The following is a 17,213-nucleotide window of genomic DNA, read 5'->3' as shown; positions in this document are numbered from 1 at the left end:
CCGGCATGGCGGCGCCTTGGCGGGCAACTCCGGGCGCTGCGTCCTGCCATCGTCCATCTGCCGCTCTCCGCCCGCCGCCACTCTCTGCCACAGTCGAGCGGTCCGGGAACCGGACACCTCTGCCCTTCGCTTGCGGGCTGTGGCTGGCGAGTGCCGGCCCCTCGCCCTGTCCTTCGGCCCGAGGCAATGCTCTTTCGCTTGTGCCGACAGCCATGCGGGCGCGATCCGGATTTGCAGGCAGGCAAGACATGCAATGTCCTTCGCTGCTGTGGAGCGGCGCACGGGAACCTCCCGACACCGGGGGATGCTGCCGCCCCTCGTCGTCCGTGCGCGCCTGTTCCGGTGGCCTCCGGGTCGGGCAGCGTTGCCGGGCGTCCGCGTCGAGGCTCGGACATGGTGGATCGGCTGCAATCCACGCGGCCGGTGCAGCCACGTCGTCGCGGTTTATCCGCGCGCGTTCGGCCCTTTGTCGGAGCTCTCGGGCTTGCAGTCCTTCCCGGCGCGGTGATGGCGCAGGGCCTGTCGGACCTTGCCGCCGGTGCCGCAAGCGGGGTCGGGCAGAACGCGGTGATCCTTGTCCTCGGACTCACGCTGTTGTCGCTCGCACCCGGCATCGCGATCATGGTGACCTGCTTTCCCTTCATCGTCACGGTGCTGTCGATCATGCGGCAGGCGATCGGGCTGCAGCAGTCGCCGCCCAACATGCTGATCGTCAGCCTCGCCATCTTTCTCAGCTGGTATGTCATGGACCCCGTGCTGCGGGATGCCTGGACCGCCGCCGGGGCGCCCCTGCAGCGGGGCGAGATCACGCTCGACACCGCCTTCGAGCGCGGGATCGAGCCGTTCCGCCGCTTCATGTCGGACCGCATCGACCCCGACACCATGGCCGCGCTTGCCGAGGTCGCGCCGCAACCCGAAGGCGCCCCGCCCTTGCCCGAGGCGTTTGACCCGCAGGTGGCGCCGCTGTCGCTGCTGGTGCCGTCCTTCATGCTGACCGAGATTCAGCGCGCCTTTGCGATCGGCTTCCTTGTCTCGCTGCCCTTTCTGATCATCGACCTGGTGGTGTCGGCGATCCTTATGTCGATGGGCATGATGATGGTGCCGCCCACGGTCGTGGCGCTGCCCTTCAAGCTGGCGTTTTTCGTGGCCGTGGACGGCTGGAGCCTGATTGCGGCGGCGCTGGTCCGGGGCTATCAGGGAGGATAAGCGTTTTCCCGAAGGCACGAGCCGACTTGCGCCTTCAAAAAGGGCATCCGGGGCGGAAAAAGGCCGCGCGAGTGCGCCCGGCAGGTCGTTGGCAGCTGCCGGGGCGCAGGATGTCAGGGAATCCGGATCTCAAGGGTGGATCGGGAACGCCGCCTGCCCGCGAAGCAGGGTACTCAGGGGATCGGCGGCGGTTAAAGGATAATGGCTCAGGCGAGCAAGGAGGCCCGTGCATGGCTGGGGAACGCAGTTCGCTATCCGCCAGACGCGCGAAACGGCCCGACAAGCGGCTACGGTAGAAGGTGACTTTCCTGTGGGGGTAGCCGCATCCGCGAGGAAAATCGGAAAAGCCTCGTCATCCGGCTGGATCATATGTGCCCCTGCCGTTCGCTCGACGCCGCCGGGGAAGCGTCGGCCGCTGTTGCAGGGATGCAGCCACAGGACGCCCGCGTTTGTTCTGGTCCGATGGCCTTTTGCAGCGGGCACTGGACATCCCGCCCCGGTCCTGGTGTGCCGCCGACGTCGTCGCCACTGTCGCAGTTGCAGGCGCAGTCCCCGGGCCGGGACCTTGCGGCTCAGGCCGCCAGACCCCGCGATCCCATGTCGAGGAATTTCTGCCGGCGGTCGCGGATCAGGTCGGCGGGCGACTTGCCCTGCAGGTCGCGCAGCAGGCGGGCGATCTCGTCGCCGACGGAACGGATCGTCTCGTCGGGTTCGCGCTGGGCGCCGCCCAAGGGTTCCGGGATGACGGCGTCAATCACGCCCAGCTTCTTGAGGTCCTGCGCGGTCAGCTTCAGCGCCTCGGCCGCCTCGCGCATCTTGTCGGCGTCCTTCCACAGGATCGAGGCGCAGCCCTCGGGCGAGATTACCGAATAGATGGAATGTTCCAGCATCGCCACCCGGTCCGCCGTGGCGAACGCCACCGCGCCGCCCGAGCCGCCCTCGCCGATCACCACGGAAACCAGCGGCACGCCGATCTGCAGGCATTTCTCGGTCGAACGCGCGATGGCCTCGGACTGCCCGCGTTCCTCGGCGCCCTTGCCGGGATAGGCGCCGGGGGTGTCCACCAGCGTGATGACCGGCAGGCGGAAGCGGTCGGCCATGTCCATCAGCCGGATCGCCTTGCGATAGCCCTCGGGCCGGGCCATGCCGAAGTTGCGGTGGATGCGCGAGCGGGTGTCGTTGCCCTTCTCGTGCCCGATCACCACCACCGCCTGATCGCGGAATCGTGCCAGGCCCCCCATCACCGCATGGTCGTCGCCAAAGGTGCGGTCGCCCGCCAGCGGCGTCCATTCGGTCAACAGCGCCTCGATGTAGTCGATGCAATGCGGCCGGTCGGGATGGCGCGCGACCAGCGTCTTCCGCCAGGGATCGAGGCTGCGGTAAAGTTCGCGCAGCAGGTCCTGCGCCTTGCGGTCCAGCGCTGCCGCCTCTTTCTCCAGATCGACGCCTTCGCCCTTGCGCGCGAGCGCCCTCAGCTCCTCGGCCTTGCCTTCCAGGTCGGATAGCGGCTTTTCGAACTCGAGATAGGTCATGCGCGGGCCTTTCGCTGATCGCCGCCTATATGCGGGGCAGGCCCGCAAATTGCAACGAAGCGCGGCCTTCCCGCGCTTGCCAGCAGGGCGTGTCAGGCGCGTCCTTGGAAAGCAGCCCGAGGTGCCCATGCCCGCGATCCTTCCGCGCCTGCATCCGCCCCGTCCCGATTTCCCCAACGCCGCAACCGCCGCCGAGGAGCAGGCGATGACGCGCCATGCCGCCTGGTGGCAGGAGCGGGCGGACGCAGGGCAGGCGGTCGCGGTCGGGCCGGTGCTGGACCCGGCCGGCGTCTGGGGCCTTGCCATCATCCGGGCCGAAAGCGAGGCGGTTGCCCTGAAGCTGGCCGAGGACGATCCGGCGATCGCCGCCGGTTTGGGCTTCCGCTATGCGGGGATGCAGATGGGCGGTCTGATCCTGCCGGGGATCTAGACCTGCCAGCGATCCAGAGCGGCCTCGTCCTCGTCCTTCGCGGCGACCCAGCCGCGTGAGCCGTCCGGGCCGATCTCGCGCTTCCAGAAGGGAGCGCGGGATTTCAGCCAGTCCATCAGGAAATCGGCGGCGTCGAAGGCCGCGCGCCGGTGAGGGGCGGCGGTGGCGACCATCATGATCGGCTCGCCAATGTGGATGCGGCCATGGCGGTGGACGACCAGAACGTCGGTCAGGGCGAAGCGGTCTGCGGCCGCCTGCGCGTGGTCGGACAGGGCGCGCTCGGTCATGCCGGGGTAATGCTCGATTTCCAGCGCCGTCAATCCGTTGTCGGCGCGCACGAGGCCGGTGAAGGTCACGACCGCGCCCGCACCCGCGCCGAAGCCGTCCGTCAGGGCGGCGGCGTCGAAGGGCTCCGCCTGGAGGAGGACGCGCATCAGCCGCCCGTCATCGGCGGGAAGAAGGCGACCTCGCGCGCATTGCCCAAGGGCGCGTCCAGATTGGTCAGCGTCTGGTCCACCGCGACCCGCACGGCGCCGAGGTCGGACAGCGCCGCCGCGTGGCGGTCGCCGCGGGCGATCAGTTCCGCCACCAGCTCGCGCACGGTGGCGGCCGAGGTTTCCACCCGCTCGCGCGGCGCCCCGATGCGCTCGCGCAGCCAAGCGAAGTAAAGGACATCCAGCGTCATCGCACATCCCTCAGCCAGGGCCGGGCCTTCTGGAAATAGTCCCAGCCGGTGATCGCGGTCAGGATCGCGGCGATCCACATCAGGACCAGCCCCAGATGCGTCGCCAAGTCGGACCAGTCGCCGCGCCAGACCCGCCCTACGCCTACCCGTGGGGACAGGCCTCTTTCATAATAGTCGATGCCCGTTCCCAGGAACATGACGGCAATGGCGATCATCTGGGCTGTGGTCTTCCACTTGGCAAGGGGCGTGACCTTCAGCCGGCCGGCGTCCGCCCCCAGGAACTCGCGCAGGCCGGCGACGAAGACCTCGCGGAAGAGGATCACGGTCGCGGGCAGGATCAGCCAGGGGTTCATGCCGGAATAGCCGGTGATGACCACCAGCGCGATCACCACCATGGCCTTGTCCGCGATCGGGTCCATGGCCGCGCCGAAGCGGCTTTCCTGCTGCCAGCTTCGGGCGAGATGGCCGTCGATCCAGTCCGTCAGCGCCGCCAGGACGAACAGCGCCAGCGCCGCGAAATCGGCGAAGGGCCGGCTGAGGAACAGGAACATCAGCGGCACGGCCGGAGCCGCGAGCAGCCGCATCAGCGTCAGCAGGTTGGGCAGGTTCCATCTCATGGCGCGCAGGCTAGTGGCTTGCCGAGGCGGGCGGAAGAGCCTGCGGTCACTTCTTCGTTTTCCCGTCCGCCGAGTCCTCGCCGAACAGCCCCTTGAGGCCGCGGGCCATGAGGTTGCCGACCTTGGGCCTGCGCGCCTGGATGAAGGGCAGGGGGCGGCAGACCTCCATCGCGGCGATGCCGACGCGGGCAGTCAGCGCGCCGTTGACGACACCCTCGCCGAAGCGGCGGCTGAGCTTGGCAAGGATGCCGCCGCCCGCGACCGTGTGGATGAGGTCGTCGCCCGCCGCGACCGCGCCGGTGGCGATCAGGTGGGTGACGACGGTGCGGGCGAGCCGCCAGCCGCCCACGGCGCCTGCGCGGCCGCCATAGATCTCGGCCATGCGCCGGATCATCCGCAGGTTCGCGGCCAGCGCCGTCAGCACATCGGCCAGCGCCAGCGGGATCAGCGCGGTCGCGGCGGCGACAGTGCGCGAGGCGGCCTCGATCTCGCGCCGGGCAAGCTGGTCGAGAGGGGACAGCAGTTCGGCTTCGGCCATCGCCAGCAGCACCTCGGCGTCGAAGCTGTCGTTGCGGCGGCGGGTAACGTTCTGCCGCGCCCGCGCCATTTCGGGGCGGCGGGCATAAAGCGCATCGAGCTTGTCCAGCACCTTCTGCGCCTCTGCCAAGTCGCGGGCGGCAAGTGCCCGGCCTGAATCGCGGTGGATCTCGTCGATGCGGCCCAGCCGCGCCCAGGCGGCGTATTCGCGGATTGCCAAGGCCAGCGTCGCCAGCGTGAAGGCGGCAAACAGGCCCACGCCGATCCAGCCCAGCACCGGCGAGCGGGCCATCAGGTTGTCGAAGAACTCCAGCGCCGCCATGGACAGAAGGAATGTCAGCAGCGCCGCAAGCGTGTTCAGGAAGAAGCCTGTCACGCGGGAAGGCCGGCGGCCGACGATCCGCGTCACCAGTTCCATCGTGCGCGGGCGGGGCAGGGGAACGGTCAGCCCGTCGTCGATGGGCGGCGCATCGGCAGGCGAGGGGTCGGGAGGAGCGTCCTTGAGGCGAGGGGCACGGGCATCGCGGGGCGGCTCGCGCCGGGCGGAGGCGGGGGACTCTCTGGGCGACGCGAGGGCGGGACCGGGGTCCGGGGCCGGTTCGGTCCGCTCAGGGCGGGGCGCGGGTTCGTTGGGGGCGGATGATGCCGCGGGACCGTATTCGATCAGAACCGGGCCACGGCGCGGGGGCTGCGGGGCGTCAGCCATGGTGCTGCCTCCGCAGGGTCGGCATGGGTATCCGGGCCAGAAAGAAGCTCACAGCCGGTCTCCGATCAGAAATTCGGCGGCGCGGTCCAGCCGGATATGGGGCGGGCCGTCGCCGGGGCGGAGCGTGTCCGGGGCGGGGGCGAAGTTCATCACGGCATAGTCGGCGTCAAGCCAGCGATGCGCCCCCTCGGCGGCAGGGCGAAGGAGATCGGCGGGGTTGTCGGGCAGCTCACCGGGGTAGAAGGCGGCCTTGCGGCCGTCCATCAGGGTGCCGCGGACGGCGGGCAGGTCCTGGCCGTCCTGGCGGATGATCTCCTCGGTCGTGGTGCGAAGGGCGGCGATGGCCAGCGAATCGGTACGGGCACCCTGGAAGTCGGCGCGGTCGCGCGCCTCGCGCAGCATCGCGGTCAGGATGTTCGACAGCCGCGCGTGCTGCAGATGGTGCAGGTGGTCGGCCTTGGTCGCGGCGAAGAGGATGCGTTCGACCCGACGCGTGCCCAGCAATTGCGACAGCCAGCCGATGCGACCGGGGCGGAAGGCCGAGAGGATGTCGGCCATGGCGCGGCGGGTGTCCTCGACGGCGCGGGGGCCGGCGTGGATCGCGCCGAGCACATCCACCAGCACCACCTGCCGGTCGATGCGGGCAAAATGGTCGCGGAAGAAGGGCTTCACCACGCGCGACTTGTAGGCGTCGAAGCGGCGGCGGAATTCCTTGTAGAGCGGCGAGGACGCCAGCGTCTCGGGCAGGGGGGCGAAGGTCAGGGCGGGCGAGCCCTCCATTTCCCCCGGCAGCAGGAAGCGGCCCGGCGTGGTGTCGGAAAAGCCTGCGTCGCGGGCGGCGGCGAGATGGGTCGTGTAGGCGGCAGCCAGCCGCTGGGCCAAGGGCTCGGCAAAGCGCGCCTGCGCGTCGATGCCCGCAAGCTCGGCGCGGTAATCCTCGGCGCCGGGACGGCCCTGCATCCGGTCGAGCGTTTCGGCCGACCACTGGGCGAAGCTGCGCTCCATCAGGCGCAGGTCCAGAAGCCACTCGCCCGGATAATCCACGATATCCAGATGGATATTCTGCATCCCCCGAAGGCCCGACAGCAGCCCGCGCGGCTGGACCCGCAGCGACAGGCGCAACTGGCTGACAGCGCGGGTGCCCTCGGGCCAATGCGGATCGGGGCCGGTCAGCGCCGCAAGGTGGCGTTCGTAGTCGAAGCGCGGCACCGTGTCGTCGGGCTGCGGCTGCAGCCAGGCGGCGCGGATGGTGCCGTCAGCCGCGGCACGCAGGCCCGGCATCCGGCCCCGGTCCAGCAGGTTCGCCACCAGCGAGGTGATGAAAACGGTCTTCCCCGCCCGGCTGAGACCCGTGACGCCCAACCGGATGACCGGATCGGCCAGCCCCAGCCCGCGCATCAGGCTGCCAGTGGTGTCGGACAAGGCCATGCGGTCCCCCGTGGAATCAACGGCCTGTCAGATAGGCAGTCGCCGTCTCAACGACCAGAGCGGGCGTTGGGTTCAGGCAGGGGCGAAGGCGGCGCCCCTTCAGGCGGCCTGCGCCGGTTCCATATCCTCGCTGCTTTCCACGATCGCGGCCAGCAGCTCGGCGGTGCGGTCGAGCCTTTCGCGCGGGTCCTCGATCGCCTCGCGCAGAACGAGGCAGTCCTCCTGGCGCTCAAGGCCTTCCGCGTCCGGCGCCACTCCTTCGCGCGGGTAAAGGACGATGCCCGCCGGACCGGCGACGACGCGGGCAATGCCTGCCGCATGGGCGGCCTCGCGCAGGCGGACGATCTGCAGGAGGGTGCGGGCCTCGGGAGGGATATCGCCGAAGCGGTCCTCGAGTTCCGCTTCCAGCAGGTCCACGGCTTCCGAGGAATCCATGCGGGCAAGGCGCATATAGATTTCCAGCCGCGTATCCGGGTCGGCGATCCAGTTTTCCGGCAGCCGCCCCTGCAGGCCCGGTTGCAGGTTGGGAATCCATCGCTGGTCTGCGCCGCCCCGCGCCGACAGGGCGTCGGCCAGAAGCTGCTGGTAAAGCTCGATCCCGATCAGCTTCATGTGGCCCGCCTGTTCCTCGCCCAGCAGGTCGCCCGCCCCGCGCAGGTCGAGGTCGCGGGCGCTGATCTCGAAGCCCGCGCCCAGCCGGTTCAGCGTTTCCAGTGTCCGCAGCCGCTTGAGCCTCAGGTCCGGGATCGTCTTGCCGGCCTCGGTGAAGATCAGCATGTGGGCGCGCTGGTTGCCGCGCCCTACACGGCCGCGCAACTGGTGCAGTTGCGACAGGCCGAAGCGGTCGGCCTTGCAGACGACCATGGTGTTGGCCTGCGGCACGTCCAGCCCCGCCTCGATGATGTTGGTGGCCAGAAGCACGTCGCCTTCGCCGCGGGAAAAGCGGATCATGGCCTCGTCGATCTCGGCCGCGGGCAGCTTGCCATGGGCCTGCAGGATCTCGAAGCCGGGCAGAAGCTCGCGCAACTCGGCGGCCATCAGCTCCATGTCCTCGATCCGGGGGACGACGACGAAGCTTTGCCCGCGCCGGGCGCGTTCGCGCAGCAGGGCCGCGCGCAGGCTGGCCGCGTCGAAGGGCGCGACGGAGGTGCGGATCGGCTGACGCCGCGCGGGCGGCGTGGCGATGACCGACAGCTGCTGCAGGCCCACCAGCGCCGATTGCAGCGTGCGCGGGATGGGCGTCGCGGTCAGGGTCAGGACATGGCCTGCGGACAGGTCGCGCAGCTTCTGCTTGTCGGCGGTGCCGAAGCGCTGCTCCTCGTCGATGATGACGAGGCCGAGGTCCTTGTAGGCCACCCCCTTGCCCGCGACCGCGCCTGTCCCGATCACGATGTCGATGGAGCCGTCCGCCAACCCTTCCTTCACCGCTTTCTTCTCGGCGGCGGTGGACAGGCGATGCAGGGCGCCGACCCTTTTGCCCAAAGGGGCGAAGCGGCGCCCGAACGTCTCGACATGCTGGCGGGCCAGCACGGTCGTCGGGGCGGCGACGGCCACCTGCCGGCCTTCCAGCACCGCGACGGCGGCGGCGCGCAGCGCGACCTCGGTCTTGCCATAGCCCACGTCGCCGATCACCAGCCGGTCCATCGGCTTACCCGAGGCAAGGTCGTCGCGCACCGCGTCGATCGCGCGGGCCTGGTCGGGCGTTTCCGTGAAGGCGAAGCCCGCGGCGAAGCGTTCGTAATCCGCCGGCTCGCCTTCCAGCACCGGGGCCTGCTGCCCCTTGCGCGCCTCGGCCAGTTCGGCAAGTCCTTTCGCGGTTTCCGCCACCGCAGCCTCGACCTCGTCCTTGCGCTTGCGCCAGCTCGACCCGTCCAGCCGGTCGAGCGTCACCGCCTCGGGCTCGGCCCCATAGCGCCAGATGCGGTGCGCCTGAAGGACCGGGACCAGCCGCACGCCGTCCGCCGCATAGGTCAGGCGGATCGCCTCGCCGGGGTCGCCCTCGCCCAGGTCGGGCAGGGGCTCGATGCCCGCGACCACGCCGATGCCGTGGTCCTCATGCACCACCACGTCGCCGATGCGGATGCCGACCTGGTCCAGCAGCGTCTGGCCCGTGGCGACGGCATCCTCGCGCAGGGCGCGGCTGCCCAGCAGGTCGGCGGCGGCGACGGCCAGTACGCCCTGACGCCGGAAGCCGCGCTCTGCGGGCATGGGAAGGGAAAGCAGGCTGCCCGGATCGGCCTGTATGACCTCCTCCCACGAATCGGCGGCGCGGATCGTGCGTTCCAGAAGCCTCGCCGCGCGGCGGGACAGGAAGCGCAGGTCGCGCTCGCTGCCCAACAGGACCAGCCGCTCGCCCGCATCGAAGGCGGCGTGGGCGGCGCGGGTGAAGGCGCGTTCGGGCGCGCGGCTTTCGACGAAGCGCGGGGCTGGGTCGCCCGCGCGGTCCAGGTCCAAGGTCTCGCCGCCCTCAATGGAAGCGGCCCAGGCGTCGTCGGGCAGCACGCGGCGCAGGGCTGCCGCACCGCCGATCTCGGCGGCCAGCTTCAGCACGTTGCGGCGGCGCTTGTCGGCGGCCGGCGAAAGCACCAGCCGCGCGCCGGGCAGGTGGTCGGGCAGGGCGCAGCGTGCGTCGCCCAGGGGCGGCTCGATCGCGGGCGCAATGGCGCAGGAGTCGACTTCGGACAGCGTTCTCTGATCGACGAGATCGTAAAGACTGATCCAGGCGACCTTGCCCTCGGCGACCTCGATCCGCACCGGATTTTCCGATTGCGCGGGGAAGACATCCAGCACCTGACCGCGCAAGGCAGTCTCGCCCGGCTCGTCCACGCGGTCGTCCTCGGCATAGCCCAAGGCCAGGATGGAATCGCGCAAGGAAGGCAGGTCGATGGCGGTGCCCACCGTCACCCTCAGCAGTTCGGCGGGAACCTCGGACGGCGCCGGCCAGGACAGCGCCAAAGCGTCTGCCGTCGTGATCAGGGCGGCGGGCCCGCCCTCGTGGCCGCGCAGCCGCGACAGCCCCGCGTTGCGCAGGCCGATATTGGCGGGCGAGGCGGGCGAGCTGTCCCCCGGCAGCGCGTCGCTTTCTGGCAGCAGGATCACCTGCGCGTCAGGCGCGGCGACGGCCAGCGCGCGGGCGACGGCGAGGGCATCGGTTTCCGTTTCGGCGGCGAAGATGATGTCGCCCTGCGGCAGCTGCTCGGCAAGGGCTGCAGCGCATTCGGCGTTTCCAAGGCGGCCGTCCGCGCGGCCGGTCTTTGGGGATCTGGGCATGATGGCTTTCGGGCGAAGGGTCGGAGGTCGGGCGTCCGGGACCTGGCCCGTCCGCGCCAGCGTCAACCAGCGGCGCGCATCCGGGTTCCCCGCGGGTTTGCACCGCCGCACGTTTTGCGCCACCACACGCGCCATGACCGACGCCCTTCCCATTGATGACGCAATTCCCGCTCTGCGCGAGGCGCTTGCGGACCATGGCCGCGCGGTGCTGGTGGCCCCGCCCGGCGCGGGCAAGACGACGCGGGTGCCGCTGGCGCTGCTCGATCTGTTCCCCGGCCGCATCGTGATGCTGGAACCCCGCCGCCTTGCCGCTCGCGCCGCGGCCGAGCGGATGGCCATGAGCTTGGGCGAGGCCGTGGGCGCGACCATCGGCTACCGCATCCGGGGAGAGTCGGTGCCCGGCGCGCGGATCGAGGTCGTGACCGAGGGCATCCTGACCCGCATGATCCAGTCCGATCCCGACCTGCCCGGCATCGGCTGCGTGATCTTCGACGAGTTCCACGAGCGCAGCCTGAACGCCGACCTCGGGTTGGCGCTGGTCTGGGAAAGCCGCGCGGCTTTGCGGCCCGATCTTTCCGTGCTGGTCATGTCCGCCACGCTGGAGGCGGAACCTGTCGCGGCGCTGCTGGACGCAGCACCTGTGGTGCGGTCACTGGGCCGGGCCTTTCCGGTGGAAACCCGCTGGCTCGGCCGGCCGCTGCCTGCGGGCGCCAGGCTGGTCCCCGAGGCCGCCCGGCTGATCGCCGAGGCCGAGGCCGAGACGCGCGACAGCGGCGGCACGATCCTGTGCTTCCTGCCCGGCGAGGGCGAGATCCGCCGCGTGGCCGCGATGCTGGACGGCCCTGCCGAGATCGTGCCGCTTTTCGGCGCGATGGAGTTGTCGGCCCAACGTGCCGCCCTCGCGCCTCCCGGCGACAGGCGGCGGATCGTGCTGGCGACCTCCATCGCGGAAACCTCGCTGACGATTCCGGGGGTGCGGGTGGTGGTGGATGCGGGGCGCGCGCGGCGGGCGCGCTTCGATCCCGGTTCCGGTATGACGCGGCTGGTGACGGAACGCGTGAGCCGCGCCGAGGCTGAGCAGCGCCGGGGCCGCGCAGGCCGGGTGGCGCCGGGCATCTGCTACCGGATGTGGACGCGGGCCGAGGAGGGCGCGCTGCCCGCCTTCGCCCCGCCCGAGATCGCCACCGCCGATCTGGCCGGGCTTGCCTTGGAATTGGCGGCATGGGGGTCCGGGGAGGGGCTCGCGTTCCTGACCCCTCCCCCCGCCGCCGCGCTCGCCGAGGCGCAGGCGCTGCTGAAGGATCTGGGCGCGCTGCGGGTGGGCCGCATCACCCCGCATGGCCGGGCGCTGGCCGCGCTTCCCTTGCATCCCCGGCTGGGTCACATGCTGCTGACGGCCGGGCGCGAGGCGGCGGAGCTTGCCGCGCTGATGGCCGAGCACGACCCGGTCCGGGGCGCCCCCGCCGACCTTGCCCTGCGGCTTCAGGCCATCCGCGATCCCCGCGCCTATGCCGAGCGCCACCCTTGGCCCGCCGACCGCGGCGCGGTCGAGCGCATCCGCGCGGAAGGCCGCCGCCTGCGTCGCCTTGCGCCCAAGGTCCCGGTGATGAGCCTCGGCAAGATGGCGGCGCTTGCATACCCTGATCGGATCGGCTTGCGCCGCAAGGGGGATGCGCAGCGCTATGTGCTGTCAGGAGGCAAGGGAGCGGTGCTGGCCGAGAACGATCCGCTGGGGGCGAACCAGTTGATCGTGGCAACCGACCTCAACGGCGACGCCCGCGAGGCGCGAGTGCGGATGGCGGCCGCGCTGGACGAGGCGGACCTGCGGGCGCTTTACGGCGACCGGATCGAGGCGGTGGAACTGGTCGAATGGTCCCGCCGCGAGGGCCGGGTGCTGGCCCGCCGGCAGGAGCGGCTGGGGGCGCTGGTCCTCTCCGACCGGGCGCTGGATGACCCCGATCCCGAGGCAGTGGCGCTTGCGGCATGGGAGGGGCTGCGCGACCTCGGCCTGCCCTGGACGCCCTCGGCGCGCCGGCTGCGGGCGCGGATCGCGCTGGTGGCGGATATGCCCGAGATCAGCGACGCGGCGCTGCTGTCCGACCCCGGCTGGCTGCTGCCGTGGCTGGGCAAGGCGCGCACGGCGTCCGACTTGCGGGCGCTGGACCTGACCGAGCCGCTGAAGGCGCTGATCGGCTGGGGCGGCCAGCGGCGGCTGGACGAGGCCGCGCCGGCGGCGTTTACCACGCCGCTGGGCCGCCGCATTCCCATCGACTACGACGCCGAGACGCCGACCATCGAGGCGCGGCTGCAGGAACTGTTTGGAGTCACCCGCCACCCTATGGCGGGCGGCCGCCCCCTGCGCATCCAGATGCTGTCGCCGGGCGGCAAGCCCATCGCGGTGACGACCGACCTGCCGGGCTTCTGGGCTGGGGGCTATGCCGATGTCCGCAAGGATATGCGCGGCCGCTATCCGCGCCATCCCTGGCCCGAGGACCCCATGACGGCCGACCCGACGGTGCGCGCCAAGCCGAGGGGGACGTGAAAGAGGGGGCTTTGCCCCCGCCGCACTGCGCGCGGCTCCCCCAGGATATTTGGGCAAAGAAGAAAGACCATCCGAGTGGCTCATGGCCTGATCTCGACCTCGATGCCGAGGGAGCTATGGGCGAAAAGCTCGCGAATTTCCGGGTTGGTGACGGCGATGCAGCCGGCGGTCCAGTCGCCCTTGACCCTGAAGCCTTCCTCCACCTGATTCGGCTGGCCGTGGATCATGATGTCGCCGCCCGGATCGACGCCTTGCGCTTGGGCGCGGGTGCGGTCCTCGGGGCGGGGGTAGTCCAGCCCCAGCGACAGGGTGAAGCTGCTGCGGTCGTTCAGGCGGTCCACCTTGAAAATACCCTCGGGGGTCTTGCCGTCGCCTTGTTTCACCTTGTCGCCCGTGGGCGCGAAGCCGAGGGCGATGGGCATCACGCGCGGGTTGCCATCGCGCTGGAAGATGGTCATGCGGCGGGCGGATTTCTCGACCAGAATGCGCTGAACCGGGCTGGTGATCGCCGGCGCGGGTTGGGGGATGCGGATGTCCGGCAATCGCGGCGGGCGCGGGATCGGGATGTTCGTGGTCGGCGGCGGCACTGGCAGCGGCAGGGTTGGCGGCAACGGCACCGGCAGGGGGATCCCGCCGGTCCAGGCGAGCCACCCGGCCAGAGCCACCGCCCCCAGCGCGGCCATGCGCAGCGGCCTCATTGCAGGTCGGCGAAGGCCTCGCGCAGGCGGGATGCCGCCTCGGCCACCCGCGCGCGGGGCGTGGCGAGGTTGAAGCGCATGTGACCCGCGCCGCCCAGGCCGAAGCTTTCGCCGTGGTTGGCTGCGATCCGCGCGCCCTGTTCAACGCGGCGGTGGATTTCCGCGGGCTCCATCCCGGTGCCGGTGAAGTCCACCCAAGCGAGATAGGTCGCCTGCAGGGGCATGGACCGGATGCCGGGAATGGCGTTCACGGCCTCGTCGAAGATGCGGCCGTTGCCGGCGATGTAGTCCACCACCGAGTCCACCCAGGCCGTGCCCTCGGGCGAGTAGGCCGCCGTCACCATCTGTAGGCCGAAAAGCCCGGGCGAGATGCCCAGTGCCATCATCCGCGCCTTGTAGCGGTCCCGCAGCGTCTCATCGGCGATGATGGCATTGCCCAGATGCGCGCCTGCGATGTTGAAGGTCTTGGTTGCCGCCGTCAGCGTCACCAGGCGGTCGGCGATCTCGGGAGCGGCCAAGGCCGTGACCGTGTGGCGTGGAGTGCCGGGCAGGACGAGGTCGTGGTGGATCTCGTCCGACACGAGGATCAGGTCGCGGGCGCGGCAGAATTCGGCGATCTCGCGCAGTTCCTCGGGCGACCAGACCCGGCCGCCGGGGTTGTGGGGCGAGCAGAGGATCAGCATCCGCTCGCGGCCGGTCAGAATTGCCTTCCAGCCATCCCAGTCCAGCGCATACTGGCCGTCGCGGACAGCCAGCGGCAGTTCCGTCACCGTGCGCCCGGCAGCTTTGATGACGCGGGCGAAGGCGTGGTAGACGGGCGTCATCAGCACCACCGCATCGCCTGTTTCGGTGAAGGCATCCACCGCCAGCGCCGTGCCGTTGACGAGGCCGTGGACGGAGAGAATATGATCCCGTTCCACCTGCCAGCCGTGGCGGGTCCGCATCCACCAGCGGATCGCGTCGAGATAGGGCTGGTTCACGCCGGGATAGCCGTAGACGCCGTGGGCGACGGTTTCTTCCAGCGCCCGGCGGACGCCGGCAGGCGCGGCGAAGTCCATGTCGGCGACCCACATCGGCAGGGCGTCGGGCGCGTCCAGCCCGAAGACCGTGCCCATGTCGTCCCACTTGTTGCACATCGTCCCCCGCCGCTCGATGGGCGTGTCGAAGTCGGGGGCGAAGTCGGGGTCGGCGAAGCGGTCGGGTCTGTTCATGGGGGTCTCCTGTCACGCGCGCCCGACCATAGCGGCTTGTTGCGCGGCGGGAAGCCTTGTCCTATGTGCGAATGCCATGACGCGCCCCATCCTTCTGTTCCCCGATCCCCGGCTGAAGAAGCCCTGCGACCCCGTGGGCCTGATCACGCCCGAGATCGAGGCCCTGGCCGGTGACATGCTGGCCACCATGTATGCCGCGCCGGGCGTGGGCCTGGCCGCGCCGCAGGTGGGCGTGCTGAGCCGCCTGTTCGTCATGGACTGCACCAAGGACGCGCAGGCGCCCCGCGCGCCGCTGGTGATGGTGGACCCCGAGATCGTTTTCACCTCGGAAGCGCTGAACACCTATGAGGAGGGCTGCCTGTCCTTCCCCGAGCAATATGCCGATGTCACGCGCCCGGCCGAGGTGCGGATGCGCTGGACGGGCCTGGACGGAAAAAGCCACGAGCGGGACTTCGACGGGCTCTGGGCGACCTGCGCGCAGCACGAGTTGGATCATCTGAACGGCAAGCTCTTCATCGACCATATCGGCCCGATGAAGCGGCAGATGATCTCGCGCCGCATGACCAAGATGAAGCGCGAGATGGCGCGGGCCTGAATGGCGGTCCGGTCCTTCGTCCCCTATGCCGACCGGCGGCTGCATACCGCCGCCGCGCCCGTCGAGGCGGTCACGGACGAGATCCGGGCGATCTGGGACGACATGATCGACACGATGGAGGCGATGCCGGGCCTGGGCCTTGCGGCGCCGCAGGTGGGCGTGATGCTGCGGCTGGCGGTCGTGGATGCCTCGGAGGGGCGGGGGCAGGCGGTGCGGATGGCGAATCCGCAGATCCTGCACGCCTCGGTGAAGCTGCGGTCGCACGAGGAGGCCTCGCCCAACCTGCCCGGCGTCTCGGCGGTGATCGAACGGCCGCGGGCGGTGACGGTGCGGTTTCTCAACGAAGGCGGAGAGGTCGAGGAGCGGGACTTCGTGGGCCTGTGGGCGACAAGCGTGCAGCACCAGATCGACCATCTGGACGGGCGGGTCTATGTGGACCGCCTGTCGGCGCTGAAGCGGCGGATGCTGGTGGCGAAATCGGCGAAGCTGGCGCGCAGGTAGAGGCGCCGGACCGGGGCGCTGTCCCACTCGCCGCTGCCTTTTTCGCTGACAACAGTCTGCCGGACTGTTTTCCGGGCGCTCAAAAGCTCAGGATATTTCACGAAGAAGAAAGAGGGGAGCGGGTGATGCGCGTCGTGTTCATGGGGACACCCGATTTCTCGGTTCCTGCGCTGCAGGCGATCGCCGCGCGGCACGAGGTGGTCTGCGTTTACTCTCAGCCGCCGCGGGCGGCGGGGCGGGGGCAGAAGCCCCGGCCCTCGCCGGTGCAGGCAGCGGCCGACGCCTTGGGCATCCCGGTGCGGAGTCCGGTGCGGCTGAAGGGGACCGAGGAGCAGGCGGAGTTCGCGGCGCTGGGCGCGGATGTGGCGGTGGTGGTGGCCTATGGGCTGATCCTGCCGCAGCCGCTGCTGGATGCGCCACGGCTCGGGTGCCTGAACATTCATGCCTCGCTGCTGCCGCGCTGGCGGGGGGCGGCGCCGATACATCGGGCAGTGATGGCGGGGGATGCGGAAACCGGCGTCGCTATCATGCAGATGGAGGCGGGGCTGGATACCGGCCCGGTGCTGGCCGAGGCGAAGACGCCCATCGGACCTGAGGAGACCACGGCCGACCTGCACGACCGGCTCTCGCAGATGGGCGCGGCGCTGATCGTCGATGTGCTGGACCGCCTGCCGCTGCCCGCCGTGCCACAGGCCGAGGATGGCGTGACCTACGCCGCCAAGATCGACAAGGCCGAGGCGCGGATCGACTGGACCCGGCCTGCGGCTCAGGTGGACCGGCTGATCCGGGGCCTGTCGCCCTTTCCCGGCGCCTGGTGCATGGCAGGCGGCGAGCGGCTGAAGCTGCTGCGCGCGCGGCTAGCCGAGGGGCAGGGCCCGCCGGGCAAGGTGCTGGGTGGGTTCACCATCGCCTGCGGCACAGGCGCGGTCGAGATCACCGAACTCCAGCGCGAGGGCAAGCGGCCGATGCCCGCCGCCGAGGCGCTGCGGGGGATGGTGCTGCCGGCGCGGCTGGAATGAAGGTCGGCGCCCGATCGGAGGTCCGCCGATGGAACCTTGCTCGGCAGCCCGGACCTGCGACGAGGGAACAAGGCTTCCGGCCTCGGACTTGATGGCAGGTTTCCGTTCCGGTGGGAACGCTGCCTGGCTATGCGCCCATGGTCCTTTGACAAGTCGGGCATGACTTTCACCCTGTGTCCAGCGCAGGGCCTTGCGCCCATGAGGGACAGCCCGCCCTGTCGCATCGCTTGAGCCGA

General features: G+C 70.4%; 15 protein-coding genes. 6 read left to right on the top strand and 9 right to left on the bottom strand.

Annotated elements, in window-relative coordinates:
- Positions 1-507 precede the first annotated feature (507 nt).
- Positions 508-1,206: a flagellar type III secretion system pore protein FliP gene (fliP, locus tag JGR78_RS10890; protein WP_234450723.1), complete on the top strand. Its 699-nt coding sequence runs from the start codon at positions 508-510 to the stop codon at positions 1,204-1,206.
- 572 nt (positions 1,207-1,778) lie between these two features.
- On the opposite strand, the gene JGR78_RS10885 is transcribed toward fliP, so the two are convergent.
- Positions 1,779-2,738 carry an acetyl-CoA carboxylase carboxyltransferase subunit alpha gene (locus JGR78_RS10885; protein WP_182790799.1) on the bottom strand — a complete coding sequence of 320 codons (960 nt, stop codon included), beginning with the start codon at positions 2,736-2,738 and terminating at the stop codon, positions 1,779-1,781.
- Positions 2,739-2,865: 127 nt separating this feature from the next.
- Here JGR78_RS10885 and JGR78_RS10880 point away from each other — a divergent pair, with 127 nt between their 5' ends.
- Positions 2,866-3,168, top strand: coding sequence for a YciI family protein (locus JGR78_RS10880; RefSeq protein WP_182790798.1), 303 nt, complete (start codon positions 2,866-2,868; stop codon positions 3,166-3,168).
- On the opposite strand, the gene JGR78_RS10875 is transcribed toward JGR78_RS10880, so the two are convergent.
- From JGR78_RS10875 to JGR78_RS10850, 6 genes are all read right to left on the bottom strand, one after another.
- The gene (locus tag JGR78_RS10875; RefSeq protein ID WP_182790797.1) at positions 3,165-3,602 is read right to left on the bottom strand and encodes a molybdenum cofactor biosynthesis protein MoaE; all 438 of its coding nucleotides are present in this window, start codon (positions 3,600-3,602) and stop codon (positions 3,165-3,167) included. The genes JGR78_RS10880 and JGR78_RS10875 overlap by 4 nt on opposite strands.
- On the bottom strand, positions 3,602-3,847 hold the full coding sequence (gene moaD / locus JGR78_RS10870; protein WP_182804994.1) for a molybdopterin converting factor subunit 1: 246 nt from the start codon (positions 3,845-3,847) through the stop codon (positions 3,602-3,604). The genes JGR78_RS10875 and moaD overlap by 1 nt, the downstream gene beginning before the upstream one ends.
- Before the next feature lie 2 nt (positions 3,848-3,849).
- The gene (gene pgsA / locus JGR78_RS10865) at positions 3,850-4,470 is read right to left on the bottom strand and encodes a CDP-diacylglycerol--glycerol-3-phosphate 3-phosphatidyltransferase (RefSeq protein WP_182790796.1); all 621 of its coding nucleotides are present in this window, start codon (positions 4,468-4,470) and stop codon (positions 3,850-3,852) included.
- Between the two features lie 46 nt (positions 4,471-4,516).
- The gene (locus tag JGR78_RS10860; RefSeq protein WP_182804964.1) at positions 4,517-5,713 is read right to left on the bottom strand and encodes a YcjF family protein; all 1,197 of its coding nucleotides are present in this window, start codon (positions 5,711-5,713) and stop codon (positions 4,517-4,519) included.
- A 48-nt stretch (positions 5,714-5,761) separates the two neighbouring features.
- The gene (locus tag JGR78_RS10855; RefSeq protein WP_182804962.1) at positions 5,762-7,141 is read right to left on the bottom strand and encodes a YcjX family protein; all 1,380 of its coding nucleotides are present in this window, start codon (positions 7,139-7,141) and stop codon (positions 5,762-5,764) included.
- 99 nt (positions 7,142-7,240) lie between these two features.
- The gene (locus tag JGR78_RS10850) at positions 7,241-10,411 is read right to left on the bottom strand and encodes a helicase-related protein (protein ID WP_182804960.1); all 3,171 of its coding nucleotides are present in this window, start codon (positions 10,409-10,411) and stop codon (positions 7,241-7,243) included.
- A gap of 133 nt (positions 10,412-10,544) precedes the next feature.
- Between JGR78_RS10850 and hrpB the strand changes: the two genes are divergently transcribed.
- Positions 10,545-12,953 carry an ATP-dependent helicase HrpB gene (gene hrpB, locus JGR78_RS10845; RefSeq protein ID WP_182790792.1) on the top strand — a complete coding sequence of 803 codons (2,409 nt, stop codon included), beginning with the start codon at positions 10,545-10,547 and terminating at the stop codon, positions 12,951-12,953.
- A gap of 80 nt (positions 12,954-13,033) precedes the next feature.
- Here the strand turns inward: hrpB and JGR78_RS10840 are convergent, their stop codons facing one another.
- Together JGR78_RS10840 and JGR78_RS10835 are read right to left on the bottom strand one after the other, a co-directional pair.
- Positions 13,034-13,636, bottom strand: coding sequence for a murein L,D-transpeptidase family protein (locus JGR78_RS10840; protein ID WP_182790791.1), 603 nt, complete (start codon positions 13,634-13,636; stop codon positions 13,034-13,036).
- Positions 13,637-13,647: 11 nt separating this feature from the next.
- On the bottom strand, positions 13,648-14,862 hold the full coding sequence (locus JGR78_RS10835) for a MalY/PatB family protein (protein WP_182804958.1): 1,215 nt from the start codon (positions 14,860-14,862) through the stop codon (positions 13,648-13,650).
- 76 nt (positions 14,863-14,938) lie between these two features.
- Between JGR78_RS10835 and def (JGR78_RS10830) the strand changes: the two genes are divergently transcribed.
- The 3 genes from def (JGR78_RS10830) to fmt all read left to right on the top strand — a co-directional run bounded on the left by def (JGR78_RS10830) (position 14,939) and on the right by fmt (position 16,977).
- The gene (gene def / locus JGR78_RS10830) at positions 14,939-15,457 is read left to right on the top strand and encodes a peptide deformylase (protein ID WP_182790789.1); all 519 of its coding nucleotides are present in this window, start codon (positions 14,939-14,941) and stop codon (positions 15,455-15,457) included.
- Positions 15,458-15,958, top strand: coding sequence for a peptide deformylase (def, locus tag JGR78_RS10825; RefSeq protein WP_182790788.1), 501 nt, complete (start codon positions 15,458-15,460; stop codon positions 15,956-15,958). It begins immediately after the preceding gene.
- 125 nt (positions 15,959-16,083) lie between these two features.
- On the top strand, positions 16,084-16,977 hold the full coding sequence (fmt, locus tag JGR78_RS10820; protein ID WP_182790787.1) for a methionyl-tRNA formyltransferase: 894 nt from the start codon (positions 16,084-16,086) through the stop codon (positions 16,975-16,977).
- Positions 16,978-17,213: the final 236 nt, after the last annotated feature.

It is taken from the genome of Paracoccus sp. MC1862 (assembly GCF_016617715.1).
Taxonomy (GTDB): domain Bacteria; phylum Pseudomonadota; class Alphaproteobacteria; order Rhodobacterales; family Rhodobacteraceae; genus Paracoccus.
This window is presented reverse-complemented; position numbering and strand designations above follow the sequence as displayed.